At 46.4% G+C, this 25,782-nt stretch carries 25 protein-coding genes; 6 read left to right on the top strand and 19 right to left on the bottom strand.

Features of this window, described 5'->3' with window-relative positions:
* The first annotated feature begins 7 nt into the window (after nt 1-7).
* From ilvM to ilvA, 4 genes are read left to right on the top strand one after another with little or no spacing between them, the layout of a single operon-like run.
* Nucleotides 8-292, top strand: coding sequence for an acetolactate synthase 2 small subunit (gene ilvM / locus ITG12_RS11135; RefSeq protein ID WP_005440786.1), 285 nt, complete (start codon nt 8-10; stop codon nt 290-292).
* A gap of 12 nt (nt 293-304) precedes the next feature.
* Nucleotides 305-1,243, top strand: a complete 939-nt coding sequence (gene ilvE / locus ITG12_RS11130; RefSeq protein WP_038875206.1) for a branched-chain-amino-acid transaminase — start codon at nt 305-307, stop codon at nt 1,241-1,243.
* 13 nt (nt 1,244-1,256) lie between these two features.
* Entirely contained in the window at nt 1,257-3,098 is a 1,842-nt protein-coding gene (gene ilvD / locus ITG12_RS11125; protein ID WP_038870179.1) for a dihydroxy-acid dehydratase, read from the top strand.
* Between the two features lie 4 nt (nt 3,099-3,102).
* Nucleotides 3,103-4,650, top strand: coding sequence for a threonine ammonia-lyase, biosynthetic (gene ilvA, locus ITG12_RS11120; RefSeq protein ID WP_038870180.1), 1,548 nt, complete (start codon nt 3,103-3,105; stop codon nt 4,648-4,650).
* Between the two features lie 49 nt (nt 4,651-4,699).
* On the opposite strand, the gene ITG12_RS11115 is transcribed toward ilvA, so the two are convergent.
* Both ITG12_RS11115 and punR read right to left on the bottom strand, forming a co-directional pair.
* Entirely contained in the window at nt 4,700-6,379 is a 1,680-nt protein-coding gene (locus ITG12_RS11115) for a sensor domain-containing diguanylate cyclase (RefSeq protein ID WP_038875204.1), read from the bottom strand.
* An 88-nt stretch (nt 6,380-6,467) separates the two neighbouring features.
* Nucleotides 6,468-7,373, bottom strand: a complete 906-nt coding sequence (gene punR / locus ITG12_RS11110; protein WP_038875201.1) for a DNA-binding transcriptional activator PunR — start codon at nt 7,371-7,373, stop codon at nt 6,468-6,470.
* 154 nt (nt 7,374-7,527) lie between these two features.
* Here punR and punC point away from each other — a divergent pair, with 154 nt between their 5' ends.
* A complete protein-coding gene (punC, locus tag ITG12_RS11105; RefSeq protein ID WP_038870183.1) occupies nt 7,528-8,733 on the top strand; it encodes a purine nucleoside transporter PunC in 1,206 nt (401 codons plus the stop codon).
* Between the two features lie 87 nt (nt 8,734-8,820).
* Here the strand turns inward: punC and ITG12_RS11100 are convergent, their stop codons facing one another.
* Nucleotides 8,821-9,597, bottom strand: coding sequence for a transporter substrate-binding domain-containing protein (locus tag ITG12_RS11100; protein ID WP_038875199.1), 777 nt, complete (start codon nt 9,595-9,597; stop codon nt 8,821-8,823).
* A 122-nt stretch (nt 9,598-9,719) separates the two neighbouring features.
* On the opposite strand from ITG12_RS11100, the gene ITG12_RS11095 reads away from it, so the two are divergent.
* Nucleotides 9,720-10,460, top strand: a complete 741-nt coding sequence (locus tag ITG12_RS11095; protein ID WP_038875196.1) for an amino acid ABC transporter permease — start codon at nt 9,720-9,722, stop codon at nt 10,458-10,460.
* 80 nt (nt 10,461-10,540) lie between these two features.
* Here the strand turns inward: ITG12_RS11095 and glmU are convergent, their stop codons facing one another.
* The 16 genes from glmU to mnmE form a co-directional block, all read right to left on the bottom strand.
* Nucleotides 10,541-11,902: a bifunctional UDP-N-acetylglucosamine diphosphorylase/glucosamine-1-phosphate N-acetyltransferase GlmU gene (glmU, locus tag ITG12_RS11090; protein WP_038870186.1), complete on the bottom strand. Its 1,362-nt coding sequence runs from the start codon at nt 11,900-11,902 to the stop codon at nt 10,541-10,543.
* A gap of 149 nt (nt 11,903-12,051) precedes the next feature.
* Nucleotides 12,052-12,474: a F0F1 ATP synthase subunit epsilon gene (locus ITG12_RS11085; RefSeq protein ID WP_005429758.1), complete on the bottom strand. Its 423-nt coding sequence runs from the start codon at nt 12,472-12,474 to the stop codon at nt 12,052-12,054.
* An 18-nt stretch (nt 12,475-12,492) separates the two neighbouring features.
* Nucleotides 12,493-13,896 carry a F0F1 ATP synthase subunit beta gene (gene atpD, locus ITG12_RS11080; protein WP_038870187.1) on the bottom strand — a complete coding sequence of 468 codons (1,404 nt, stop codon included), beginning with the start codon at nt 13,894-13,896 and terminating at the stop codon, nt 12,493-12,495.
* Nucleotides 13,897-13,931: 35 nt separating this feature from the next.
* Nucleotides 13,932-14,798, bottom strand: coding sequence for a F0F1 ATP synthase subunit gamma (gene atpG, locus ITG12_RS11075; protein ID WP_038870188.1), 867 nt, complete (start codon nt 14,796-14,798; stop codon nt 13,932-13,934).
* A gap of 44 nt (nt 14,799-14,842) precedes the next feature.
* Nucleotides 14,843-16,384: a F0F1 ATP synthase subunit alpha gene (atpA, locus tag ITG12_RS11070; RefSeq protein ID WP_038870189.1), complete on the bottom strand. Its 1,542-nt coding sequence runs from the start codon at nt 16,382-16,384 to the stop codon at nt 14,843-14,845.
* A gap of 13 nt (nt 16,385-16,397) precedes the next feature.
* Nucleotides 16,398-16,931 (bottom strand): F0F1 ATP synthase subunit delta, encoded by a 534-nt coding sequence (gene atpH / locus ITG12_RS11065; RefSeq protein ID WP_038870190.1) that lies wholly within the window; start codon nt 16,929-16,931, stop codon nt 16,398-16,400.
* A gap of 14 nt (nt 16,932-16,945) precedes the next feature.
* Complete coding sequence (gene atpF / locus ITG12_RS11060; protein WP_005451032.1) at nt 16,946-17,416, bottom strand: F0F1 ATP synthase subunit B; 471 nt, start codon at nt 17,414-17,416, stop codon at nt 16,946-16,948.
* A 56-nt stretch (nt 17,417-17,472) separates the two neighbouring features.
* Nucleotides 17,473-17,730, bottom strand: coding sequence for a F0F1 ATP synthase subunit C (gene atpE, locus ITG12_RS11055; RefSeq protein ID WP_005372317.1), 258 nt, complete (start codon nt 17,728-17,730; stop codon nt 17,473-17,475).
* 55 nt (nt 17,731-17,785) lie between these two features.
* Nucleotides 17,786-18,598, bottom strand: coding sequence for a F0F1 ATP synthase subunit A (atpB, locus tag ITG12_RS11050; protein ID WP_020195196.1), 813 nt, complete (start codon nt 18,596-18,598; stop codon nt 17,786-17,788).
* A gap of 8 nt (nt 18,599-18,606) precedes the next feature.
* Nucleotides 18,607-18,996: a F0F1 ATP synthase subunit I gene (locus ITG12_RS11045; RefSeq protein WP_038870191.1), complete on the bottom strand. Its 390-nt coding sequence runs from the start codon at nt 18,994-18,996 to the stop codon at nt 18,607-18,609.
* Nucleotides 18,997-19,185: 189 nt separating this feature from the next.
* Entirely contained in the window at nt 19,186-20,067 is an 882-nt protein-coding gene (locus tag ITG12_RS11040) for a ParB/RepB/Spo0J family partition protein (RefSeq protein WP_038875194.1), read from the bottom strand.
* Between the two features lie 23 nt (nt 20,068-20,090).
* Nucleotides 20,091-20,864: a ParA family protein gene (locus tag ITG12_RS11035; protein ID WP_038870193.1), complete on the bottom strand. Its 774-nt coding sequence runs from the start codon at nt 20,862-20,864 to the stop codon at nt 20,091-20,093.
* A gap of 10 nt (nt 20,865-20,874) precedes the next feature.
* Nucleotides 20,875-21,510, bottom strand: a complete 636-nt coding sequence (gene rsmG, locus ITG12_RS11030) for a 16S rRNA (guanine(527)-N(7))-methyltransferase RsmG (protein ID WP_038875192.1) — start codon at nt 21,508-21,510, stop codon at nt 20,875-20,877.
* The gene (gene mnmG / locus ITG12_RS11025) at nt 21,511-23,406 is read right to left on the bottom strand and encodes a tRNA uridine-5-carboxymethylaminomethyl(34) synthesis enzyme MnmG (protein WP_038875190.1); all 1,896 of its coding nucleotides are present in this window, start codon (nt 23,404-23,406) and stop codon (nt 21,511-21,513) included.
* Between the two features lie 469 nt (nt 23,407-23,875).
* Entirely contained in the window at nt 23,876-24,316 is a 441-nt protein-coding gene (mioC, locus tag ITG12_RS11020) for an FMN-binding protein MioC (RefSeq protein ID WP_038870197.1), read from the bottom strand.
* Nucleotides 24,317-24,415: 99 nt separating this feature from the next.
* Nucleotides 24,416-25,777 (bottom strand): tRNA uridine-5-carboxymethylaminomethyl(34) synthesis GTPase MnmE, encoded by a 1,362-nt coding sequence (gene mnmE / locus ITG12_RS11015; protein WP_038875188.1) that lies wholly within the window; start codon nt 25,775-25,777, stop codon nt 24,416-24,418.
* Between the last annotated feature and the right edge of the window lie 5 nt (nt 25,778-25,782).

The raw sequence follows: 25,782 nt of genomic DNA, 5'->3' as shown, positions 1-25,782 counted from the left end.
CAATCACATGGACAGATATTTACTCGACATCAAAGCCGATGACAAACCGGTACTGTTAGAGCGCGTTCTTCGTGTGATTCGTCATCGAGGCTTTGTGATCAAACAAGTTGCGGCGACGCAAAACCACGAAAGCAAAGTCGCCAGCGTAGAGATCATCGTCGACAGTGACCGACCAATCTCGTTCTTGGTTAATCAAATTGAAAAGTTGTGGGATATCCGTACCGTCGAGGTACTGAAAATTCGCAATGACGAACTCCCAAATCACAACCTACAACAACACGTGAGCGCATAAGGAAGGCAATAAATGGCAACGAAAACCGCAGATTTCATTTGGTTTAATGGTGAGATGGTTCCATGGGCAGAGGCAAACGTACACGTTTTGACTCATGCGATGCACTACGGCACCTCTGTTTTTGAAGGCGTACGCTGCTACAACACACCAAAAGGACCAATTGTCTTCCGCCATCGTGAGCATGCACAGCGTTTAAAAGACTCCGCAAAAATTTACCGCTTCCCTATCCCTTTCTCTGTAGAGGAAATCATGGAAGCAACACGCAAAACACTTCGCCAAAACAAACTCGATAGCGCTTATATCCGTCCACTAGGTTTTGTGGGTCATGTTGGCTTGGGCGTATGCCCGCCAGTAGGCACTGAAATGGAACTCATCATTGCTGCTTTCCCTTGGGGTTCTTACCTAGGTGAAGAAGCGCTAGAAGCTGGTGTTGATGCCATGATCTCTAGTTGGAATCGTGCAGCACCAAACACCATCCCAACTGCGGCTAAGGCAGGCGGTAACTACCTATCTTCACTGCTCGTTGGCGGTGAGGCTCGTCGTCACGGTTACGACGAAGGTATCGCACTGAGCGTAGACGGTTATCTATCGGAAGGGGCTGGTGAAAACATCTTTGTGATCAAAGACGGCGTGATCACCACACCACCAGCAACCAGCGCGATTCTACCAGGTATCACTCGTGATTCGATCATGACCATCGCACGTGATAAAGGCTATGAAGTGCGTGAAGCGAACATTGCTCGTGAAGCACTCTACCTTGCCGATGAAGTCTTTATGACAGGTACAGCTGCGGAAGTGGTGCCAGTGGCAACCATCGACAAAATTGAAGTGGGCACCGGTAAACGCGGCCCAATCACTAAAGAACTGCAAGCGGCCTACTTTGGCCTATTTAACGGCACCACGGAAGACAAGTGGGGCTGGTTAGACTATGTGTACCCAGAACAGAAGTAAGAAGGATTAAGAAATGCCAAAATATAGATCAGCTACCACCACACATGGTCGTAACATGGCGGGTGCACGTGCTCTTTGGCGTGCTACTGGCGTAAAAGATGAAGACTTCGGTAAACCAATCATCGCCGTTGTGAACTCATTTACTCAATTTGTTCCGGGTCACGTACACCTAAAAGACATGGGTCAATTGGTTGCCGGTGAAATAGAAAAAGCCGGCGGCATCGCAAAAGAATTTAACACTATCGCAGTCGATGACGGCATCGCAATGGGCCACGGTGGCATGCTTTACTCACTGCCTTCACGTGAACTGATTGCCGACTCTGTTGAGTACATGGTGAATGCGCACTGTGCCGATGCAATGGTGTGTATCTCTAACTGTGACAAAATCACTCCAGGAATGATGATGGCTGCAATGCGCCTAAACATTCCGGTTATTTTTGTTTCAGGCGGTCCTATGGAAGCAGGCAAAACCAAGCTTTCAGATCAGATCATCAAACTAGATCTTGTTGATGCAATGATCCAAGGTGCCGATCCAACCGTTTCTGATCAACAAAGCGAACAGATCGAACGCAGCGCATGTCCAACATGTGGATCATGCTCAGGCATGTTTACCGCAAACTCGATGAACTGTCTAACAGAGGCATTGGGTCTGTCTCAGCCAGGTAATGGCTCAATGTTGGCGACTCACGCTGACCGCGAGCAACTATTCATTAACGCAGGTAAACGCGTGGTTGAACTAACTCGCCGTTACTACGAACAAGATGATGAGTCAGCCCTACCACGTAATATCGCTAACCGCGCAGCCTTCGAAAATGCAATGGCACTGGACATCGCAATGGGCGGCTCTAGCAATACGGTTCTGCACCTGTTAGCAGCCGCACAGGAAGGTGAAATTGACTTCGACATGAACGACATTGATGAAATGTCTCGTCGCGTTCCACACCTCTGTAAAGTGGCACCGTCGACGCAGAAATACCACATGGAAGACGTGCACCGTGCTGGTGGTGTCATGGCGATCTTGGGTGAACTTGATCGTGCAAACTTGCTAAACGGCAATACACACACAGTGCTTGGCATGACGATGCAGCAACAACTTGCTGAATACGACATCATGCAAACGGAAAACGAAGAAGTCCTTAAGTTCTTCCGTGCTGGTCCTGCGGGCATCCGAACAACTCAAGCCTTCTCTCAAGATTGCCGCTGGGATCGCCTTGATGACGATCGCGTAGACGGTTGTATCCGTTCAAAAGAAAACGCCTTTAGCCAAGAAGGCGGCCTAGCCGTTCTGTCTGGCAACATCGCAGTGGATGGCTGTATTGTGAAAACCGCTGGCGTAGATGAAGAAAACCTTAAGTTCCAAGGTCCTGCAATCGTCTTTGAAAGCCAAGACTCTGCTGTTGATGGCATTTTAGGTGGCAAGGTAAAAGCGGGTGAAGTGGTTGTTATTCGCTACGAAGGTCCGAAAGGTGGTCCGGGCATGCAAGAAATGCTTTACCCAACCACGTACCTAAAATCGATGGGCCTTGGTAAGTCTTGTGCGCTACTGACAGATGGTCGCTTCTCTGGTGGTACATCAGGCCTCTCAATTGGTCACGCCTCTCCAGAAGCAGCCAGTGGAGGTACTATCGGCTTGGTTCAAAATGGCGACATCATCACCATTGATATTCCTAGCCGCTCTATCTCACTGGATGTTTCAGAAGAAGAGCTTACTGCACGCCGAGCAAAACAAGACGAACTAGGCTGGAAGCCAGCGAACCGTCAGCGTGAAGTCTCTTTTGCTTTGAAGGCGTACGCAAGCATGGCAACCAGTGCTGACAAAGGTGCAGTGCGAGATAAATCTAAGCTCGAGGGCTAGCTTTATGAGTCAACCCTTTCCCTTAAAACAGGAAAACCAGTCTGGTGCAGATTATCTGCGCCAGATCTTGCGCGCTCCTGTGTACGAAGTGGCAACCGTCACCCCTTTACAAGAGATGCCGCGCCTTGCTGCACGCATTGGTAACAATGTGCAGATCAAACGTGAAGACCGTCAACCAGTGCACTCGTTCAAGCTACGTGGCGCCTACAATATGGTGGCAAGCCTATCCGAAGCGCAAAAAAACGCGGGCGTGATTGCAGCATCAGCAGGTAACCATGCTCAAGGTATGGCTCTCTCTGGTACTAAACTTGGTATCCGAACGACGATTGTTATGCCAAAGACAACACCAGACATCAAAGTGGATGCGGTACGTGGTTTTGGTGGTAATGTCGTTTTGCATGGCAGTAACTTTGATGAGGCAAAAGCCGAGGCAGAGCGTCTATCCGAGTTAAACGGGTACACCTTTGTCCCTCCCTTCGATCATCCACTGGTGATTGCAGGTCAAGGCACCATCGGCATGGAAATGCTGCAACAAAATGGCCACCTTGATTATATCTTTGTCCCTGTCGGAGGTGGTGGTTTAGCTGCTGGCGTGGCGGTACTCGTCAAGCAACTGATGCCCGAAATCAAAGTCATTGCGGTTGAGCCGGAAGATTCTTCTTGTTTAAAGGCTGCATTAGATGCAGGCGAGCCCGTCGTGCTCGATCAAGTCAGCATGTTTGCCGATGGTGTTGCGGTAAAGCGCATTGGTGAAGAAACTTTCCGTCTATGCCAAAAGTACATTGATGGCCATATTGCGGTCTCTAGTGATGAAATCTGCGCAGCAGTCAAAGACATCTTTGAAGACACGCGCGCGATTGCAGAGCCCTCAGGTGCGCTTGCTCTAGCGGGTTTAAAGAAGTTTGCTGAGCAGAACAAACTAGAAGGCAAAAACCTTGGTACCGTGCTGTCTGGTGCGAATACCAACTTCCATGGTTTGCGCTACGTATCAGAACGTTGCGAATTGGGTGAAAAGCGCGAAGGTTTATTAGCAGTTACGATTCCAGAACGTCAAGGCGCTTTCTTTGAGTTCTGCAACTTGATTGGTGGTCGAGCGGTCACTGAGTTTAATTACCGTTACAACGATGATGCTTTGGCAAATATCTTTGTTGGTGTTCGTTTGCAAGGCGGTCAAGAAGAGTTGGAAAATATCATTCGCGATTTACGTGATGGTGGTTACCCTGTGGTTGACCTGTCCGATGATGAAATGGCGAAGTTACACGTACGCTACATGATTGGCGGTAAGCCGTCTAAACCACTCAAAGAACGTCTGTATAGCTTTGAGTTTCCAGAATACCCAGGTGCGCTACTTAAGTTCTTAAGCACTTTAGGTACTCATTGGAACATCAGCTTGTTCAACTACCGTAATCACGGTGCCGACTACGGACGCGTTTTATGTGGTTTCGAGTTAGATGAAAGCGACTTAGCTCAGTTTTCCGCGCATTTACGCGAACTTGGCTATCAATGTAAAGACGAAACGGACAACCCGTCTTATAAGTTTTTCTTGTCGTAGCCGACATCAAGCTATACAAAAATCCCTCGCCATGACGAGGGATTTTTTATTAACGTTGAACCAATGTGATTTCCGCCGCATCTGGCTCTGGCGTCTTAAACTCGCTGTATTGTTGATAATTAACGACACGGTCTCTGCCTTGGTCTTTCGCAAGATACAGCGCCTTATCAGCCATCTTCACTAACACTTCGATATCAGAAGCAGGCTCAGGATAAGTTGCGACACCAATCGAGACACTTAACTGACCTAGTGACAAACCTTTGTGCTCTAGGTGTAAAGCACGGATCTGATCCACTATGTTCTGTGCATAATCCGTTGCCGAAGCCATATCGCAATGAGGCAGAATCACGGCTAACTCTTCCCCGCCCAAACGACAGGCTGTTTCATCTTCAGAGACGGTGCGTTTTAATAGCGCGCTGATCTCTTTCAATACGTAATCACCGGCATCATGACCAAAGTTGTCGTTAAAGCGCTTGAAATGGTCGAGATCAAGCATCAATAGCGACATAGCTTCTGTGCTGGTCGCTGAGTTGTTTACGTGCTCCGTGAGCTTTTGCTCGAAGAAACGGCGGTTGTACAACCCCGTTAACGGATCGCTCAACGCCTGAGAACGTAACTTCTCTTGGAGACTCAAGTTCGCTAATGCTAAGCCTAAATGTTCCGCCACGCTGTACGACAACTGCATGGTCATCTCATCAACTTCAATCTCACCTTGGCCAAAATACAAATGCATGATACCGATGGTATTGCCGTGTGCAGTTAGAGGAATACACAGCGTCTGGTTATTTTCGATCGATGCCATATGTTCACAAGTTAAGTTATGGAATGACTCAATCGATAAGTGACTGCGACCTTTACGCAGTGACCAGCATTCATCAGGAGCAAATGAGCGACTTCCTGGCCAGCTATCCCCCCAATCTAGTTGCGTGACTAACTGGTTTCTTGAAGAGCGCATCAGAGAAATACTGCCATTCACCTTACCCAAAATACGAGGGACGATATCCTCTACGACCATCTGAGCTTCAATCAAATTGTTACATGCTGCCAGCATATTGGCCAAACGATGCATTAATTCAATTTCCAATGTACGCTGACGAATGCGCTCATCTTGTTTTTTCTGCTCTTCGGATACTTTATGGATGATTTGACGATGGCTGAAAATCGAGGTTGCGATAAGAAAGCCAATACTCAGTACCACCATGGCACCTAAGATCGCCATCAATTGTGATGTCATGGTTTTCAAATGGTGCATCGGTACGGCGAGTACCACGACGAACTCTTGAGAATCGATAACAACCTTGCGTGAGACGTAAAACAGATCAACAGACAACACTTCACTAAAGCGTACGTCGTAGCCAGACCCATTCTCCCAAGCTTGGACAAATTCAGGTCGGTCGCTGTGACTTTCCAGTCCAATTAAAGCGCGGTCTGACAGCGCAGTATCTCCGACAACGGTGCCCTGCTCATCAAGTACTTGAATACGAGCATCTGCATCGGCTTGCGTTAAGTCACCGATATAATCATCGATATCAGAATCGTGAGCGAAGCTCGGAGCATCTTCTTTAATTTCATAGATAACATCGGTAAGCAGAGATTCCGTTGTTCGCTGCACAGAATCATGCACTGAACGCTCAAGCGTTATATAAAACCCGTATAATCCCACCAACATAAACACAGACAATGTGATGATCGGTAAGATTTGCCATTTTCTATCCACTAATTTTGACATAATCGTTTATCCTAAATTTACCGAACTTTGTTTCGATTTTTAATGAATTGACCACATTGTCAACACGTGTTTCGGTCAATTTTCAATTTTATGAATGTTGTAGCCAATCTCGATGAAGTTGACTTGACGAGCCAAGATAATCCACCATCCATTGAATCAACTTATGGTTATCGTCCTTGCGCCACACCAAACAACACTGGCTCAGCGGCTTATCATCCGGCAGCACTTTTTCTACCAGCACACCATCATTAATAAGTGGCATAGCAATATGTCGTGGCATGTATCCTACGCCAACCCCATTTTTTAGACACTCAATCGCACTGTACCAATTAGGTAAAAGCAAACGTCGTTGTTTCGGATAATGCCCAGTGTGACGTTTTGGCAAGACGTTTGACGTATCATCTAAGCAAATAGCCGGAAATTTACTGACAAACTCTTCGGTAAGTATCTGCTGACGAACGCAAGGATGAGCCGGAGACATTACGAATGCCCAATCGAGTACGCCCATATCTTTGACTTCAAAATCGCCACCAACAGGAATTGCAGAAGTAGCGCCAACCACGATATCAGCTCGTTCCTGAGCGATAGCCTCCCAAGAACCATTAAATACTTCCATGTTGATTTGCAGCTCTGCAAATTCAAACTCTCGATAAAAGTCTTCAACCAAAGGTTTGAGCTTGTCGAGCTTGACCACGTTATCCAACGTGAGCTTCAACGTTGATTGCCAGCCATGAGCTGCACGTCGAGTTTGCGCTTTCACTTCTGCCATCTGTCTCAATAATAAACGCGCTTCAGCAATAAAAAGTTCTCCCGCTGGCGTGAGTTCTACCTTTCTCGGCAAGCGGCGAAACAGCACCACATCCAGTTCTTGTTCCACTTGACGTACGCCATAACTGATCGCCGACGGCACCTTATGCAACACTTCGGCAGCCGCAGTAAAACTGCCTAAGCGAGCAACCGTATCGAGCATCTCCAACGAAGATTTTGAGAACATGAATATCGACCCTTCAAAAAATTTGATTGATAACCAATAATTTTAGCGTTTTATTTTCTTAAAATCGAAAAATAGAATGGCGAGGTAAATAAATCAGGGTTAGCGCTAACTGATACTGAACAATAAATGATTAAATAATTTGATTGGTTGAATCATGAAAATCTCAAAACTACAGCTTGTTTATCTCGCAGCCTTATCAATGCTCGGCTTTATTGCTACCGATATGTACTTACCGGCATTCAAAGCAATGGAAATCGATTTTGCTACAGGCCCTGAACAAATCGCACTTTCTCTGACCGTATTTCTTGTTGGTATGGCTTTTGGTCAGTTGATGTGGGGCTTGGCTTCAGACAAATTTGGACATCGTAATACGTTGGCCGCAGGTTTGGTTCTGTTTACCATAGCCTCATTTGGCCTCGCGTTCAGTGAGCAAGTATGGCAACTACTCGCACTGCGCTTCGTTCAAGCGATTGGTGTTTGTGCTCCTGCGGTGATCTGGCAAGCGATGGTGATTAAACGTCACTCTAGCCAAAGCCAGCAAATTTTTGCCACCATTATGCCTTTGGTTGCGCTATCACCAGCACTCGCACCTCAATTAGGTGTGTTATTGGCAGACAGCTTTGGCTGGCACAGTATTTTTGTTGCATTGACGCTAATGGGTGTACTACTCGTTGTAGCAACTATGGCTCAGAAAGATGAAAAAGTAGAGGCAAAACAAACCAGTATGTCTTCAGACATCAAATCACTACTAGGTTCTAAAGCTTACCTAGGTAACGTGTTTATGTTTGCTACTGCGTCTGCGGCTTTCTTTGCTTACTTAACCGGTATGCCTGAGATCATGTCTCAACTTGGCTATGAAGCGAAGGACATTGGTTTAAGCTTTATTCCACAAACTATCGCCTTCATGGTGGGTGGTTACTTAGGTAAGGTTGGCGTTCGCAAATACGGTGACGAGAAGATTCTGCGTCAGTTGATTGGCCTGTTTAGTGTTGCTGCACTGCTTATCTTCGCTGCGTCACAATGGCAACTGACCTCTATCTGGCCAATCCTAGCGCCATTCTGTTTGATTGCGGTTGCTAACGGTGCACTTTATCCAATCGTAGTAAACCGCGCATTAGCAAGTGCTCAGCAAAGTCCTGCTACGGCTGCTGGCCTACAAAACAGCCTGCAAATTACCGTGAGCAGCCTATCAAGCGCACTTGTTGCAGCAATGGCGAGCCAAGCTCAAATGGTGACCGGTGTTGCGATTGTGATTTGTATGGGTGGTCTGTGGATGGGTTACATTCTATCTAACCGTGAATTGTCTCAGCACTTCACGACACCTGACAATGCTCGTGTGGTGAGTGAAGACGAGCTTTAAAACACCTTCAAACTCAGTCTATAAAGCAATAAACAAGAGCCGCACTATGCGGCTCTTTGTTTTTCTAGGATAGCTAAGAGTAAGAGCTTACATACTCTTCAAGCCCCATTTTTCAGCAGTTTGCTTAAAGAAGCCTTGAGTCTTCTTAAGCTCAACCCAGTGGTTGATGTAATTTATCCATACTTGGTCATCTTGAGGCAAGAGCATCGCAATTGGGGTTGGCTTGCGCGGCTCTTTGACTGGAACAATCGCCAACTGTTTAAACTTCTCCACCAGCGTGGCCGCTTCTACGTTTGATGTTACCGATACGTCGGCACGGCGAGCTAGCAATTCTTGGAAGTCACGTGCTGGCGCTTCAATCACAATATGCTGCGCAGATGGAAAGAAGTCTTTGACCAACTTCTCTTGAACCGTTCCCAGCGTCGCTGCTACTTTCACATCTGGCTTATCGAAGTCTGCCCAATCAGAGAATTTTGCTAGATCTTTTTTTTGCACCACAGGTACAAACGCAAGATAAAAATACGGTTGGCTATAACCTGCTACTTTTGCGCGTGACATATTCAATGACGCGCTACCTGTAATATCGTATTTGTTGGCCGTGATACCGTTAACCAGTGTTTTCCAATCGGTCGCAACGTATTCCACCTTAACGCCCAGATCTTTAGCAAGCTCAGCGGTGACATCGATATCAAAACCACGATAACCATTGGTCGCAGGATCTTTCATCGTCATCGGGTTCCAATCCCCTGTCGTCCCTACACGTAAAACACCTTTGTCCAATATCTCTTGTAGACGACTTTCTGCATGAACGACTTGAGTTATCGCAAGCAGGCACATTCCTAGCGCAAGCAACGTTTTTTTCATTTTCTATTCCCTTAAAAGAATGAGAGTGGGAGATATTCCCTTTAATTATTAACCATTAGTACGGCTTCATTGATAACATAGCAGCAACAAAGGAAGTTTTTTAGTCAGTTCAGGGAGTAATTGTGAACTATCGACATCTGTGCCTCGTTTCATTGCTTTTTCTCACCGGTTGCTCTGACTACCAATGGGGCTGGTATGTTCTTGATCCATCGACCGAACAAGGGCTGACAAACATCAGATTTCTGGTCGCAGGCTTTAATGACACGATCCAAGTGTCATTGCTCAGTATGTTGTTTGCGATGACGATTGGATTGCTCATCGCCCTACCCGCGCTCTCTGACTCTCCAATACTCAAGTGGATAAACCGTATTTATGTGGAGGTGATCCGCTCTATTCCTGTTTTGGTACTGCTGCTTTGGGTGTATTACGGCATGCCGACGCTGCTAGACGTATCACTGAATCATTTTTGGGCAGGTGTGATTGCGTTAACCATTGCAGAAAGTGCCTTTATGGCAGAAGTATTTAGAGGCGGGATCCAAGCTATCAGTCGTGGCCAACATGAAGCAGCAGAGTCACTTGGATTAAACTATTGGCAAAAAATGCGTTTGGTGATTCTTCCTCAAGCGTTCCGACAAATCTTACCGCCACTGGGGAATCAATTCGTTTATATCCTTAAAATGAGTTCGTTGGTCAGCGTAATAGGTTTAAGTGACTTAACGAGACGAGCGAATGAATTGGTCGTGAATGAGTACTTACCATTAGAGATCTATACGTTTCTCGTCTTAGAGTATTTGGTGTTGATTCTTTTGGTCTCTCAAGCGGTGCGCTGGCTAGAGAAGCGCATAGCGATCCCAAGTCACTAAACTCTATCTTTCACAACACCAGATGCAACAAAGCCGCTCATCAAGAGCGGCTTTGTTTTTTTGAAGTAAACGAATTAAGCTTACTTTTTCTTAACTGGACGTTGCCAACCGGTAATTTTGCGCTCTTTCGCGCGAGAGATCACAAGCTCACCTTCAGCGACATCTTTGGTTAACGTAGTACCAGCACCAATAGTTGCACCATCCGCAACTGTCACTGGCGCGATAAGTTGGCTATCTGAGCCAACGAAAACGTCGTTACCAATGACGGTCTTGAACTTGTTCGCACCATCGTAGTTACAAGTAATGGTACCCGCGCCGATGTTAGTGCGTTGACCGATTTCTGCGTCACCTAGGTAAGTTAGGTGGTTCGCTTTAGAGCCTTCACCGATACGCGCGTTTTTCACTTCTACGAAGTTACCCACGTGAGAGTCGTTACGCATCTCTGCGCCAGGACGTAGGCGTGTGAATGGGCCAACCGTACATTCTTCACCAACGGTTGCACCTTCAATTACGCTGTATGGGCGAACGATGGTGTTATCGTCGATTTCACAATCTTTTAGAACGCAGCCTGTACCAATCACTACGTTATCACCCAGTGATACTTTACCTTCGATGATTACATTCGCGTCGATTTCACAGTCCATACCACATTGCAGTTCACCACGTAGGTCGAAACGCGCTGGGTCGCGCAGCATAACGCCTTGTTCTAGCAGTTTCTGTGCTTGCATTGATTGGAACGCACGCTCTAAACGAGCCAGTTGAGCACGATCGTTAACACCTTCCACTTCAATCGCGTTTACTGGGTGCACTGCCTCTACCGCACGACCTTCATCGTGTGCGGCCGCGATAACGTCAGTTAGGTAGTATTCACCTTGTGCGTTTTCGTTATTTAGACCGGCAAGCCAGCGCTTCAGGTCACCGCCTGTCGCCACCAACACACCAGTATTACATTCTTTGATGAGCTTCTGCTCTTCTGTCGCATCTTTTTGTTCAACGATCGCCACAACAGGGCCATTTTTACGGATGATACGACCGTAACCCATTGGGTTGTCAAGCATGACGGTTAATAGCGCGATGCCGCCCGTAGGTTGTGCATCAAGCAAGTTTTCAATCGTTTCAGCTGAAATCAGTGGAACATCACCATATAGAATCAGTACTTTTTCATCGTCTTCAAACTTTGGAGAAGCTTGATCAACTGCATGACCCGTACCTAACTGCTCAGCTTGCAGTACCCAATTAACCGGTTCTTCAGCAAGCGTCTGATGCATTTGGTCACCACCGTGACCATAAACTAAATGGATGTTTTGTGCGCCTAGGCCAGTACATGTATCGATAACATGTTTTGCCATTGGCTTCCCTGCTAAAGTGTGAAGCACTTTAGGCATGTTCGAATACATACGGGTACCCTTACCCGCAGCTAGGATCACAGCACTGAATCTCATGATTAACCTATTGACGTTTTAGTTTTAATTGGGCGTTATTTTAAACACCTTGAAGGGAATAGTTAATGGCGGGATGTAAATTTCCTACTAAAATTAATCAAAAAGGCGACCAAATGGCCGCCTTTTTCATGCAACGTTGCTAATAGAGCTTAGCGACGCTTTTTGGTCAGCTCGATAACTCGTAGCTGAGCAATGGCTTTAGCCAGTTCACTGGCCGCTTGTGCGAAGTCCATGTCGCCATGCTGATTCTGGATTTGCTCCTCAGCGCGACGCTTGGCTTCTTCTGCCTTCGCTGCGTCTAGATCTTCACCACGAATCGCTGTATCAGCCAGTACTGTAGCAGTACCAGGCTGAACTTCGACCATACCACCAGAGACATAAATGAACTCTTCGTGGCCGTGCTGTTTCACAATACGCACCATACCAGGCTTAATAGCGGACAGGAGCGGAGTGTGGCCGTGGAAAATACCCAGCTCACCTTCGCTACCGGTCACCTGAAACGTTTCAACGCGACCTGAGAAAATACGTTTCTCAGCGCTTACTACGTCTAGGTGAAAGGTTATTGGTGCCATATCGCCTCCTAGTTAGCCTTATAGCTTCTTCGCATTCTCGATAGCATCGTCAATCGAACCGCAGTACATGAACGCTTGCTCTGGAATGTCATCGTATTCACCAGCTAGTAGACCTTTAAAGCCACGTAGAGTCTCTTTAAGAGGTACGTAAACACCAGGGTCACCTGTAAATACTTCCGCTACGTGGTAAGGCTGAGTTAGGAAACGCTCAATCTTACGTGCACGAGATACAACTTGCTTATCTTCTTCAGATAGCTCGTCCATACCTAGAATCGCGATGATGTCTTTCAGCTCTTTGTAGCGCTGAAGAGTCTGCTGAACACCACGAGCTGTGTCGTAGTGGTCTTGACCAACAACCAATGGATCTAGCATACGAGATGTAGAATCCAGTGGGTCGATCGCAGGGTATAGACCCATTGCTGCGATGTTACGGTTAAGTACAACCGTTGCATCCAAGTGCGCGAACGTTGTTGCTGGAGATGGGTCAGTCAAGTCATCCGCTGGTACGTATACCGCCTGTACAGACGTGATAGAACCTTGCTTAGTTGACGTGATACGCTCCTGTAGTACACCCATTTCTTCTGCAAGCGTAGGCTGGTAACCTACCGCAGATGGCATACGACCTAGAAGTGCTGATACTTCTGTACCTGCAAGCGTGTAACGGTAGATGTTATCGATAAACAATAGAACGTCACGACCTTCATCACGGAAACGCTCAGCCATCGTTAGACCTGTCAGAGCAACACGTAGACGGTTGCCCGGTGGCTCGTTCATCTGACCGTAAACCATTGCTACTTTTGATTCTTCAGGTTTCTCGATGTTTACAACACCCGCTTCCTGCATCTCAAAGTAGAAATCGTTACCTTCACGAGTACGCTCACCAACACCTGCAAACACAGATAGACCTGAGTGTTGAAGTGCGATGTTGTTGATAAGCTCCATCATGTTAACGGTCTTACCTACACCTGCACCACCGAATAGACCGATTTTACCACCCTTAGCGAATGGACAAATCAAGTCGATTACTTTAACACCGGTTTCTAGAAGTGCAGTTTCGTTTGATTGCTCTTCGTAGCTTGGTGCTTCACGGTGGATAGAGTAAAGCTCTTCCGCACCGATCTCACCACACTCATCAATCGCGTCACCTAGAACGTTCATGATACGACCTAGGGTTTTAGTACCTACTGGTACTGAAATTGGAGCGCCAGTGTTAACCACTTCAACTCCGCGACGTAAACCATCAGAGCTACCCATTACGATACAACGAACTACGCCACCGCCTAGCTGTTGCTGAACTTCAAGAACAAGACGTTCTTTTGAGTCCGTAACGTTTAGAGCGTCATATACACTAGGTACATTGCTCTGTGGGAACTCTACGTCGACTACCGCACCAATGATCTGTACGACCTTACCTGTAGCCATCGTTAATCCTCTAAACTATTTCGTTTAACCTAAGCTTAAACCGCTGCAGCACCTGATACGATTTCAGACAGTTCTTGTGTAATCGCAGCCTGACGGGCTTTGTTGTACACAAGTTCTAAGTCTTCAATCAGGTCACTCGCGTTATCCGTTGCAGCTTTCATCGCAATCATTCGAGCCGCTTGCTCACAAGCAAGGTTCTCAACCACACCTTGGTAAACCTGAGACTCTACGTAACGCACTAGAAGTGTGTCCAGTAGAGGTTTTGGTTCAGGCTCATAGATGTAATCCCATGAATGCTCACGCTGCATCTCTTCGCTGTCCGATTTAGGCAAAGGTAGCAATTGATCGATCGTTGGTTGCTGAACCATAGTATTCACAAATTTGTTAAACACTACGTACAGGCGATCCAATTCACCCTCATCGTATTTCTTTAGCATTACGCTTACAGAACCGATTAGGTCTTCAAGGCTTGGGCTATCACCCAGACCTGAAACCTGAGCAGCAACTTTTGCGCCACTGCTTTTGAAAAATGCTGTCGCTTTTGAACCAACAACTGCCAGTTCAACTTCTGCACCTTTCTCTTTCCAAGCCTGCATATCTGTCACAGCTTTTTTGAACACGTTAATGTTCAAGCCGCCACACAGGCCACGGTCTGTAGAAACGATGATGTAACCAACACGCTTGGCTTCACGCTCTTCTAGGTACGGATGACGGTACTCTAGGTTTGCGTTTGCCACATGACCGATCACTTTACGCATTGTTTCAGCGTATGGACGAGAAGCTTCCATTGCATCTTGAGAACGACGCATTTTTGAAGCTGCTACCATTTCCATCGCTTTCGTAATTTTCTGCGTGCTTTTAACACTACCGATTTTATTACGTATCTCTTTTGCGCCGGCCATCGTTACTCTCCGTTAGTTGGTGGCAGAAACTGCCACCGACCTAATTACCAAGTTTGGGTTGCTACGAAGTCGTCAGTCAGCTTCTTCAACTGAGCTTCAACTTCATCGTTGTACGCACCCGACTTGTCGATCTCAGCTGCAAATTCAGCGTATTGACCGCGAGCATACGATAGTAGAGCCGCTTCAAAATCTAGCAGTTTGTTTAGTTCAACATCTGCTAAATAGCCGCGCTCTGCCGCGAAGATAACTAGTGCTTGGTCAAATACAGACATTGGAGCGTACTGCTTCTGCTTCATTAGTTCTGTTACTTTTTGACCGTGGTCTAGCTGTTTCTTCGTTGCTTCATCAAGGTCAGACGAGAACTGTGCGAATGCAGCTAGTTCACGATACTGAGCTAGTGCAGTACGGATACCGCCAGATAGCTTCTTGATGATTTTCGTCTGAGCTGAACCACCTACACGAGATACTGAGATACCTGGGTCAACGGCTGGGCGAACACCCGCGTTGAATAGCTCAGTTTGTAGGAAGATCTGACCATCGGTAATCGAGATTACGTTAGTCGGTACGAATGCTGAAACGTCACCTGCTTGAGTTTCGATGATAGGAAGAGCAGTTAGAGAACCAGTCTTACCTTTCACTTCACCGTTAGTGAAACGCTCTACGTACTCTTCGTTTACACGAGCTGCACGCTCTAGTAGACGAGAGTGTAAGTAGAATACGTCACCTGGGAATGCCTCACGGCCTGGTGGACGTTTTAGTAGTAGAGAGATCTGACGGTAAGCTACCGCTTGCTTAGATAGATCATCGTAAACAATCAGTGCGTCTTCACCGCGATCGCGGAAGTATTCACCCATCGCACAACCTGCGTATGGCGCTAGGTATTGTAGCGCTGCAGATTCAGAAGCAGATGCAACAACAACGATAGTGTTAGCTAGCGCGCCGTGCTCTTCTAGTTTGCGAACTACGTTAGCGATAGTCGATGCTTTCTGACCGATTGCTACGTAGATTGAGAAAATACCAGAGTCTTTCTGGTTGATAATCGCATCGATCGCCATTGCTGTTTTACCAGTCTGACGGTCACCGATTACAAGTTCACGCTGACCACGACCGATTGGGATCATTGAGTCAACTGATTTGTAGCCAGTTTGTACAGGTTGGTCTACCGATTTACGGTCGATTACACCTGGTGCGATTACTTCTACAGGCGAAGTCAATTTAGCTTCGATTGGACCTTTACCATCGATAGGTTCACCTAGCGTGTTTACTACGCGACCTAGTAGCTCTGGACCAACTGGCACTTCAAGAATGCGGCCAGTACCTGTAACTTTCATGCCTTCCTTAAGGTCAGCATATGGGCCCATTACTACCGCACCAACCGAGTCACGCTCAAGGTTAAGTGCTAGTGCATAACGGCCACCCGGTAATTCAATCATTTCACCTTGCATCACGTCCGCTAGGCCGTGGATGCGGATGATACCATCGCTTACCGATACGATAGTACCCTCGTTGCGAGCTTCACTAACAACGTCGAAAGATTCGATGCGTTGTTTGATTAGATCGCTAATTTCCGTGGAATTAAGTTGCATGCTCCAATCCCCATTAAGACTGCAATGCATCGCTCAGGCGGTTCAAACGACCTCGCGCTGAGTCATCGATGACTAGGTCTCCGGCTCGAATAATAACCCCACCAAGTAGGGTCTCATCTACGCTGCAATTCAGCTTCACTTTGCGTTCAAGACGCACTTCAAGTTTGCTGCCAATATTTGCTAGCTGTTCATCAGAAAGTTCGCTTGCTGAAATGACTTCAACATCGATTTCTTTCTCATGTTCTTTCTTCAATAAGAAGAATTGCTCACAAACATCGGGAAGGGCCGTTAAACGACCATTCTCAGCCATAACCTTAATCAGGTTTTGACCGTGCGCATCAACTTGTTCACCGCAAACTGCAACAAAAATTTCTGCCATTTTCTCGGCGGAAACAGAACCGGTTAAAAGTTCATTCATTTGTTCGTTTTTGGCAACTTCAGTAGCGAAAGACAACATTTGGCCCCATTGGTCCAACTGGTCTTTGTCTACAGCAAAGTCAAAAGCTGCTTTAGCATAGGGGCGTGCGATTGTAGTCAAATCAGACATATGCGCCCCCAGACTTAAAGTTTTGCAGTAATGTTGTCGAGAATATCTTTCTGAGCGTCTTTATCGATAGTACGCTCAAGGATTTTCTCGGCACCAGCTACAGCCAGAGTAGCAACTTGTTTGCGCAGCTCATCGCGTGCACGATTACGTTCAGCTTCAAGTTCTGCTTCCGCTTGCGCTAGGATTTTCTGGCGTTCTGCCTGAGCTTCCTCGCGAGCTTCATCAATAATTTGAGACTTACGCTTATTCGCTTGGTCGATGATCTCAGTTGCTGTGCGCTTCGCTTCTTTCATCTGATCAGAAGCGTTGGCTTGTGCTAGATCCAAGTCTTTTGCAGCACGTTCTGCTGCTTGAAGACCATCAGCAATTTTCTTCTGACGTTCTTCGATCGCTTGCATCAACGGTGGCCATACATACTTCATGCAGAACCACACAAATAGTGCGAACGAGATTGCTTGACCTAGCAGAGTTGCGTTTATATTCACAACAGCTACTCCCTTTTAAGAATCAACTACAAAAATACAATTAACAGAGTTGTTAATTAGCCTGCTAGTTGACCCACAAATGGGTTTGCGAAAGTGAATAGTAGCGCGATTACGATACCGATCATTGGAACCGCATCAAGTAGACCTGCGATGATGAACATCTTAACTTGTAGCATAGGAGCCATTTCTGGTTGACGTGCAGCACCTTCTAGGAATTTACCACCTAGCAGTGCGAAACCAATCGCTGTACCAAGAGAAGCAAGACCGACGATAATACCTACGGCGATTGCAGAAAAGCTCAGTAAAGTTTCCATTACTATCTCCAATTTATAGTTGTTGGCTTAGTGCCCAAATAAAAAGCTTAAAAAATTAATGATCAGCGTCTTCGTGTGCCATTGACAGGTAAACAATTGTCAACATCATGAATACGAAGGCTTGAATCGTAATAACCAAGATATGGAAGATTGCCCACGGTAGTGAACCCATCCATTGTAAGTACCATGGTAGCATTGCCGCACAAAGAATGAATACAACCTCACCCGCGAACATGTTACCGAATAAACGCATACCAAGAGAAAGAGGCTTCGCTAGTAGCGATACCACTTCGATCAGTAGGTTAAACGGAATCATTAGTGGGTGATTGAATGGATGTAGTGCAAGTTCTTTTGCGAATCCACCTAGACCTTTCACTTTGATGCTGTAGTAAATCATCAATGCGAAAACGCCTAGAGCCATAGCCATGGTGATATTCACATCAGCAGACGGTACAACCTTAAGGTAAGGGATACCTAGCCAATGCTCTGCTGGGTAAGGCAAGAAGTCGATCGGGACTAAGTCCATCACGTTCATCAAGAATACCCAACAAAAGATAGTCAGTGCTAAAGGCGCGATCAGTGGGTTGCGTCCATGGAACGTGTCTTTGACGTTTTCCGCGACAAATTCAACGATCATTTCTACAGCACACTGAAGCTTACCCGGTACACCCGCTGTTGTTCCCTTCGCTACTTTGTAAAAAATTCCGAGGAAAATTAAACCAGTAAACCAAGAAAAAAACAGGCTATCGATATGTACGTTCCAGAAACTTGCTTCATCCGCTACCAAGCCTAACTTAGCTAAAGAAAGGTTTGATAAGTGGTGGGCAATGTATCCGGACGATGTTAGCGCTTCACCTGGCGCAGCCATAACTCATCCTATTTTTTGTTGTTAATGAATAGCACTGGTGCACAGATATTAATACCTAGTACCAGCAAATAGGTTAGTTTGAGGGGAACAAGTTCCACCTGCATATACATGTAGGCAACGTAGAATAGCGCAACCGTGATGAGAATTTTCAGAGCTTCGCCTGTGAAAAATGAAGCTGCAATACGCTTTGCAGCGCGAGCCCCACTAAACATAAAAGCAAAGAGCGCGAATACTGCATTGGCAACGACAAAAATGCCACCACCAACCAACGCTGAAAATCCCCATTCAGGATTCACGGCCACCGCCATTCCTGCCGCCACAAAAATAACCGCGCCAGACTGGATCATTAACAATTGCTTTGCGAGCTCTCGTCCTGGTCTAGCTAACGCAGCTACCATGTATTCGTACCTCTAGTAATATCCACTTCGCACTAAACTCTATGTGCAGGGAAATTGGCGAAAATTATACGGTGAGAACAATTGAATGCAATTATATTGCATCAAAAACTTACAGTTTTGTTTACAATCCGACAACTTTCACACAAAATTCGATTAAATTGATTAATTGACCTAAATCAATTATCTCATCTAGGCCTCTAGCTTGGCAATCAGTTGATCCAATTTGTGAGGCTCATCAAGACTTATCGTCACTTTCGCTTTGCCGTTTGCAGAACGGACCAAAGAAACCTTAGCATCAAGCAGTTGACTCAATTTATGCGACATTTGCTCCGCTTCGGTATCTTCTTGTTGCGCTTTTTGCTCATTTTGTGGCGCTAAGCACTTTTTTACTAACTGTTCGGTTTGGCGAACTGTCATTTGCTTCTTAGCGACTTGCAGAGCTACTTCAATTTGTTGTTCGCCTTCTAAAGCCAACAATGCTCGAGCATGACCCATTTCTAATTTTTTATTAGCGACCAGACCTTTTACGTCAATTTCTAATTGATTCAGACGTAATAAGTTACTGACGGTCGTTCTTGATTTGCCAATCACATCGGCCACTTGCTGATGAGTCAGCGTGAATTCATCTTGCAAACGCTCAAGCGCTTGCGCTTCTTCAATCACATTCAAGTCTTCACGTTGAATGTTCTCAATCAGCGCCATTGCGATGGCTGCTCGGTCTTCAACCTTTTTCACCAAGCAAGGAACACGTTTCAGCCCTGCTTGCTTAGCAGCGCGCCAACGGCGCTCACCAGCGATAATTTCAAACTGACCGCCTGCGACTTGACGTACAACGATAGGTTGAATGATGCCTTGTGATTGAATAGAAGCCGCTAGCTCTTCTAGGGCTTCTGGCGCCATATCTTTACGCGGTTGGTAAACACCCGGTTGCAATTGACCGATCGCTAAATCCGTCAGTTCACCATCTGCCGACAATGCTTGGCTGTGCGATGCAATATGCTGTTTTTCACGAGCCAGCGAACTGGTCGACAACAGCGCATCCAGTCCTTTTCCTAGACCACGCTTAGACATGGGATGAATTCCTTAGGTTAGAGTTAAACTGGGATTTCTTCGCGGCGGAGCATTTCGCCCGCTAGAGCAAGATACGCTTTGGCGCCTGCGGAGTACTTGTCATAGTACATTGCCGGTTTACCGTGGCTCGGCGCTTCGGCCAAACGCACATTACGTGGGATCACGGTACGGTAAACTTTACTACCAAAGTGTTTTTTAAGTTGATCGGATACTTCATTAGACAGGCGGTTACGTGGATCGTACATCGTACGCAGTAAACCTTCGATTTTGAGGTTTTCATTGACCACGGCCGCTAACTTGCTGATTGTATCCATAAGAGCAGTTAAACCTTCTAACGCAAAGTATTCACATTGCATCGGCACCAGCACAGAGTCGGCTGCGGCCATGGCATTGATTGTAAGAAGGTTTAGAGAAGGAGGACAATCAATAAAGATGAAATCATAGTTATCGCGAACTGGCGCAAGTGCGTTTTTTAAACGAACTTCGCGAGCGAACACTTCCATCAATTTGATTTCCGCAGCGGTAACGTCTCCGTTCGCAGCGATAAGATCGTATTTACCAGTGGTTTCAGTGCAAACCACTTGTTCAAACGGGGTATCTTCAACCAGAAGATCATACGCCGTTGCGTCAACCATGTATTTGTCGACACCACTGGCCATAGTAGCATTACCTTGAGGGTCGAGATCGATCACCAAAACCTTGCGCTTTGTTGCCGCCATCGAAGCTGCTAAGTTAATGCACGTTGTTGTTTTGCCGACCCCACCTTTCTGGTTGGCGATTGCTACTATTTTACCCACGATTACCTCGCTAATTTTCCTTGCGCGATAAGATTACTAGATGACGATCACCTTCCAACTCAGGAACAGCTAAAGATATGATCTCTGTCACACTACACCATTCAGGAAGCTGATCCATTTCATCTTTAGGGTGCTGTCCTTTCAGTGCTAGGAACACCCCGTTATCTTGTTTAGGCAGATGGTGACACCATTCCACCATGTCCGTCATTGAAGCAAAAGCTCGACTCAGAACGCCATCAAATTTTTCTTCTGGTTGGAATTCTTCGACACGACTTTGAATAGGCGTCACATTTTTCAGACCTAGCGTATGAACCACTTGTTTAATAAAACGAATGCGTTTGCCTAGACTATCTAGCAAGAAGAACGTTTTATCAGGACTCATTATGGCCAGAGGAATACCTGGTAAACCAGGGCCAGTACCCACATCGATAAAACGCTCGCCTTGTAAGTGAGCGCTAACCACTATGCTATCAAGAATATGTTTCACTAACATCTCAAGTGGATCACGAACCGATGTGAGGTTATACGCTTTGTTCCACTTGTCGAGCAGTTCGACATAGCCGACCAACTGCTCGCGTTGTTTTTCAGATACCTCTAAATCGGTTTTTTCGATTAGGGCATCCAGTTTTGTGCGTAGTGCGCTCATTTACTCGTCCTCGCCTTTTTTCAGCAAGCCGTGTTTTTTCAAGTGAACCAGCAAAATAGAAATTGCCGCAGGGGTAATACCTGAAATTCGAGAGGCAATCCCGATACTTTCCGGTTTTGCTTCCGTCAGCTTAGCTACAACTTCATTAGAAAGACCTTTCACGTATTTGTAGTCCAGATCAGTTGGTAACTTGGTATGCTCATGACGCAATGATTTTTCAATCTCTTCTTGCTGGCGCTTAATGTAACCATCGTATTTCACTTGAATTTCAACTTGCTCTGATGCTTGTTGATCGTCGAGTGCTGGTGCGAACGCATCAAGTTGCGTCAGTTGTGAATACGAGATCTCAGGACGACGAAGAAGATCTTCACCGCTAGCTTCACGTGCCATTGGCGTTTTCAATAGCTTGTTTAGCTCATCGATACCTGCAGAATTCGGATTCATCCACGTCGATTTCAGACGTTGACGCTCGGTTTCCATGTTGTCGATTTTTTCATTGAAACGCGCCCAACGAACATCATTAATCAAACCAAGTTCTCGCGCTTTTTCCGTCAAACGTAAGTCGGCGTTATCTTCACGCAGCAACAGACGGTATTCAGCACGAGACGTAAACATGCGGTATGGCTCTTTGGTACCCATGGTCGACAAATCGTCAATCAACACGCCCATGTAAGCTTGATCACGGCGTGGGCTCCAACCTTCTTTGTCTTGACTATGCAGACTAGCGTTCAGGCCAGCCATTAAACCTTGCGCTGCAGCTTCTTCGTAACCAGTCGTACCGTTGATTTGCCCAGCAAAGAATAGACCACTGATGAATTTGGTTTCGTACGTTTGCTTCAAATCACGAGGGTCGAAGAAATCGTACTCAATCGCGTAGCCTGGACGAACGATATGTGCGTTTTCAAAACCTTTCATTGAACGAACAATTTGCACTTGTACGTCAAATGGCAGGCTGGTGGATATACCGTTCGGATATAACTCGTGCGTTGTTAGACCTTCTGGCTCGATGAAAATCTGATGGCTGTTTTTATCTGCAAAGCGCATCACCTTGTCTTCGATAGACGGGCAGTAACGTGGACCGATACCTTCGATCACACCCGCATACATTGGGCTACGATCGAGGTTATTACGGATCACCTCATGAGTTTGCTCATTGGTGTGCGTAATAAAACATGGGATTTGACGTGGATGTTGATCACGATTACCCATGAAAGAAAATACAGGCGTTGGATTATCACCATGTTGTGCTTCAAGCACTGAGAAATCAACACTGCGTGCATCAATACGTGGTGGTGTGCCTGTTTTTAGACGATCCACACGGAACGGTAGTTCGCGTAGTCGATCCGCTAATGCGATCGACGGTGGATCCCCAGCACGGCCACCAGATGAGCTTTCCATACCAATGTGGATCTTTCCGCCAAGGAAAGTACCAACGGTGAGTACCACCGCTTTAGCTCGGAATTTAAGACCCATTTGCGTAACCACACCAACCGCTCGATCTTGCTCAACAATTAGATCATCAACCGATTGCTGGAACAAAGTAAGGTTTGGGGCGTTTTCTAATGCATCGCGAACATACGCTTTGTACAGCGCTCTGTCCGCTTGTGCACGTGTTGCACGTACTGCCGGACCTTTAGAGGCGTTCAGTGTTCGAAATTGAATACCTGCATGGTCGATAGCTTCTGCCATCAAACCGCCCATAGCATCCACTTCTTTTACTAAGTGACCTTTACCGATACCACCGATAGCTGGGTTACAAGACATTTGGCCTAATGTATCGATGTTATGGGTAAGGAGAAGCGTTTTTTGTCCTGTGCGTGCAGATGCGAGCGCGGCTTCCGTTCCTGCGTGTCCGCCACCGACAACAATGACGTCAAAGTTTTCGTGATAAAGCATGAACTGACCTCAGGTATTCAAAGGATTTAATGGACAGATAAAAAAGAGCGGTATTTTACCTTTTTTCTCTGTGAGAGAGAATCGTTTTCTCGCTTTTCAAATTTTAGTCTCCAAGACTATATATATAAGATCTATATATATGATCTTTTATTGGATCTATTATTAGGATCGACCATTTCTGTGGATAAGTAGAAAATGATCAACAAGATCATGGATCTTCTTTGGATCAAAAGTTGTGATCATGATTTGATCTGATCGAGGATTACCTGAGATCAAAATCGCTACTTATGCACAGGGGTAAAAATGGATCAAAGTTATTATTTGGATAACTAAAGGAAAGTCACTGGATCTTAGTATACTTATCCACAGATGGTTTGGGTGTTTTTTGAGCGGTTGAACAAAATTTTTTGAGAGAAGTTATTTACAATAGGGAGAAACAGAGCCGCAATGCGACTCTGTGATAGAGGAATTAAGCAGAAAAGCGAGCCAGATTTTCCTTCAACCACACTTCTGCAGCGTCTTCAGGTACGTCGTAGCTAAGTACATCAATCTTCAAGCAGTCTGTGATTGGTGTTGCGCCAATGTCTTCTAATAGGTCGAAAGCATGTTGGCCAGCAGCACAGAACGTATCGTAACTTGAGTCACCAATTGCTATCACAGCAAACTTTACGTCTGCCATCTTAGGCGGTGTGTTTTGTAATGCAGCAATAAAAGGCTGAATGTTATCTGGATATTCACCCGCGCCGTGAGTTGAAGTTATCACCAACCAAGTGCCTTGATTCTCGATAGCAGACAACTCTGGCTGGTTGTGGATCGTTGTTTCGAAGCCGTTTGCGTTGAGGAGATCACTTAAGTGATCTCCTACGTATTCCGCGCCACCTAAAGTACTGCCTGTAATAATGTGGATCATGTGTCTTCCTTATTGAGTCATACCAACGCCCGTAGGTATCTGAGCGTCAGTACAAAAAGAAACGCGGTGGTAAGCTCAAGCCTAACACCGCGCATTTTATTATTTGCCGATACAGAATGAAGAGAAAATTCGGCCGAGTAAGTCATCAGAGCTAAACTCACCAGTAATTTCATTGAGGTGCTGCTGAGTAATGCGTAGCTCTTCTGCGAGGATTTCCCCTGCCATGTACCCTTCTAGCTGCTCTTGGCCGATTTGAAGGTGTTGAGCTGCGCGTTCTAGCGCATCTAGGTGTCGACGGCGCGCCATAAAACCACCTTCAGTGTTACCAGAAAAGCCCATGCACTCTTTTAAGTGAGTGCGCAAAGCATCCACACCCGAGCCCGTCTTCGCTGAGAGGCGGATTAAGGTTGGATCATTGACGTGGCAGATCCCCATACTTTCACCGGTTTGATCCGCTTTATTACGGATCACTGTCATGCCCATATTGTTCGGCAAGCGATCGACAAAATCAGGCCAGATGTCTTTAGGATCGGTGGCGTCGGTTGTTGTACCGTCCACCATGAAAAGCACACGGTCAGCTTGTGCAATTTCGTCCCAAGCGCGTTCGATACCGATTTTCTCTACTTCATCTGAAGCGTCACGCAGACCAGCAGTATCGATGATGTGCAGTGGCATTCCATCAATATGGATGTGCTCTCGTAGTACGTCACGAGTAGTGCCTGCGATATCGGTTACGATGGCGGACTCTTTACCTGACAGTGCATTCAATAGGCTTGATTTACCCGCATTAGGACGACCTGCAATGACAACTTTCATGCCCTCGCGCATGAGCGCACCTTGGTTAGCTTCTTTACGCACGGCATCAAGGTTGTCGATGATGGCTTGCAAGTCTCCAGACACTTTACCATCTGCAAGAAAGTCGATTTCTTCTTCAGGAAAGTCGATAGCTGCTTCTACGTAGATACGCAGATGAATAAGAGATTCCACCAGCGTTTGAATACGCTGTGAGAATTGACCTTGTAGCGACTGAAGTGCCGATTTTGCGGCTTCTTCAGAGCTAGCATCAATCAGGTCAGCGATGGCCTCTGCTTGGGTTAAATCCATCTTATCGTTTAAGAACGCGCGCTCAGAGAACTCACCAGGACGTGCGGCACGAACGCCCTCAATACCCAAGATGCGCTTGATCAGCATGTCCATTACCACGGGGCCACCGTGGCCCTGCAGCTCTAACACATCTTCGCCTGTGAACGAGTGTGGGTTAGGGAAGTAAAGGGCAATGCCTTGGTCTAGCACGGTGCCATCTTCTGCTTGAAATGGCAGGTATTCTGCGTAGCGAGGCTTTAGGTTTTTACCGGTTACCTCTAGTGCTACTTGGTTGGCCTTAGGGCCAGAAACACGAATAATGCCGACACCGCCACGACCCGGTGCGGTTGCTTGAGCGACAATCGTATCTGTAGTCATAATCT

Origin of the sequence: Vibrio sp. ED002, from assembly GCF_023277445.1 — a bacterium.
GTDB classification, from domain to species: Bacteria; Pseudomonadota; Gammaproteobacteria; order Enterobacterales; family Vibrionaceae; genus Vibrio; species Vibrio jasicida.
Note: the sequence above shows the minus strand (reverse complement) of the source record. Positions and strands in the feature narration are given on the sequence as shown.

Excerpts from the sequence above, each read along its gene's own strand:
- atpD (WP_038870187.1), bottom strand. The coding sequence starts at position 13,896 with ATGGCTACAGGTAAGGTCGTACAGATCATTGGTGCGGTAGTCGACGTA.
- punR (WP_038875201.1), bottom strand. The coding sequence starts at position 7,373 with ATGTTCTCAAAATCTTCGTTGGAGATGCTCGATACGGTTGCTCGCTTA.
- ilvA (WP_038870180.1), top strand. The coding sequence starts at position 3,103 with ATGAGTCAACCCTTTCCCTTAAAACAGGAAAACCAGTCTGGTGCAGAT.
- ITG12_RS11040 (WP_038875194.1), bottom strand. The coding sequence starts at position 20,067 with ATGTCTAAGCGTGGTCTAGGAAAAGGACTGGATGCGCTGTTGTCGACC.
- ITG12_RS11045 (WP_038870191.1), bottom strand. The coding sequence starts at position 18,996 with ATGGTAGCTGCGTTAGCTAGACCAGGACGAGAGCTCGCAAAGCAATTG.
- punC (WP_038870183.1), top strand. The coding sequence starts at position 7,528 with ATGAAAATCTCAAAACTACAGCTTGTTTATCTCGCAGCCTTATCAATG.
- atpB (WP_020195196.1), bottom strand. The coding sequence starts at position 18,598 with ATGGCTGCGCCAGGTGAAGCGCTAACATCGTCCGGATACATTGCCCAC.
- ilvE (WP_038875206.1), top strand. The coding sequence starts at position 305 with ATGGCAACGAAAACCGCAGATTTCATTTGGTTTAATGGTGAGATGGTT.
- mnmG (WP_038875190.1), bottom strand. The coding sequence starts at position 23,406 with ATGCTTTATCACGAAAACTTTGACGTCATTGTTGTCGGTGGCGGACAC.
- ITG12_RS11115 (WP_038875204.1), bottom strand. The coding sequence starts at position 6,379 with ATGTCAAAATTAGTGGATAGAAAATGGCAAATCTTACCGATCATCACA.
- mnmE (WP_038875188.1), bottom strand. The coding sequence starts at position 25,777 with ATGACTACAGATACGATTGTCGCTCAAGCAACCGCACCGGGTCGTGGC.
- ITG12_RS11100 (WP_038875199.1), bottom strand. The coding sequence starts at position 9,597 with ATGAAAAAAACGTTGCTTGCGCTAGGAATGTGCCTGCTTGCGATAACT.
- ITG12_RS11085 (WP_005429758.1), bottom strand. The coding sequence starts at position 12,474 with ATGGCACCAATAACCTTTCACCTAGACGTAGTAAGCGCTGAGAAACGT.
- glmU (WP_038870186.1), bottom strand. The coding sequence starts at position 11,902 with ATGAGATTCAGTGCTGTGATCCTAGCTGCGGGTAAGGGTACCCGTATG.
- atpA (WP_038870189.1), bottom strand. The coding sequence starts at position 16,384 with ATGCAACTTAATTCCACGGAAATTAGCGATCTAATCAAACAACGCATC.
- mioC (WP_038870197.1), bottom strand. The coding sequence starts at position 24,316 with ATGATCCACATTATTACAGGCAGTACTTTAGGTGGCGCGGAATACGTA.
- atpG (WP_038870188.1), bottom strand. The coding sequence starts at position 14,798 with ATGGCCGGCGCAAAAGAGATACGTAATAAAATCGGTAGTGTTAAAAGC.
- ilvM (WP_005440786.1), top strand. The coding sequence starts at position 8 with ATGGACAGATATTTACTCGACATCAAAGCCGATGACAAACCGGTACTG.
- atpE (WP_005372317.1), bottom strand. The coding sequence starts at position 17,730 with ATGGAAACTTTACTGAGCTTTTCTGCAATCGCCGTAGGTATTATCGTC.
- rsmG (WP_038875192.1), bottom strand. The coding sequence starts at position 21,510 with ATGAGCGCACTACGCACAAAACTGGATGCCCTAATCGAAAAAACCGAT.
- atpH (WP_038870190.1), bottom strand. The coding sequence starts at position 16,931 with ATGTCTGATTTGACTACAATCGCACGCCCCTATGCTAAAGCAGCTTTT.
- ilvD (WP_038870179.1), top strand. The coding sequence starts at position 1,257 with ATGCCAAAATATAGATCAGCTACCACCACACATGGTCGTAACATGGCG.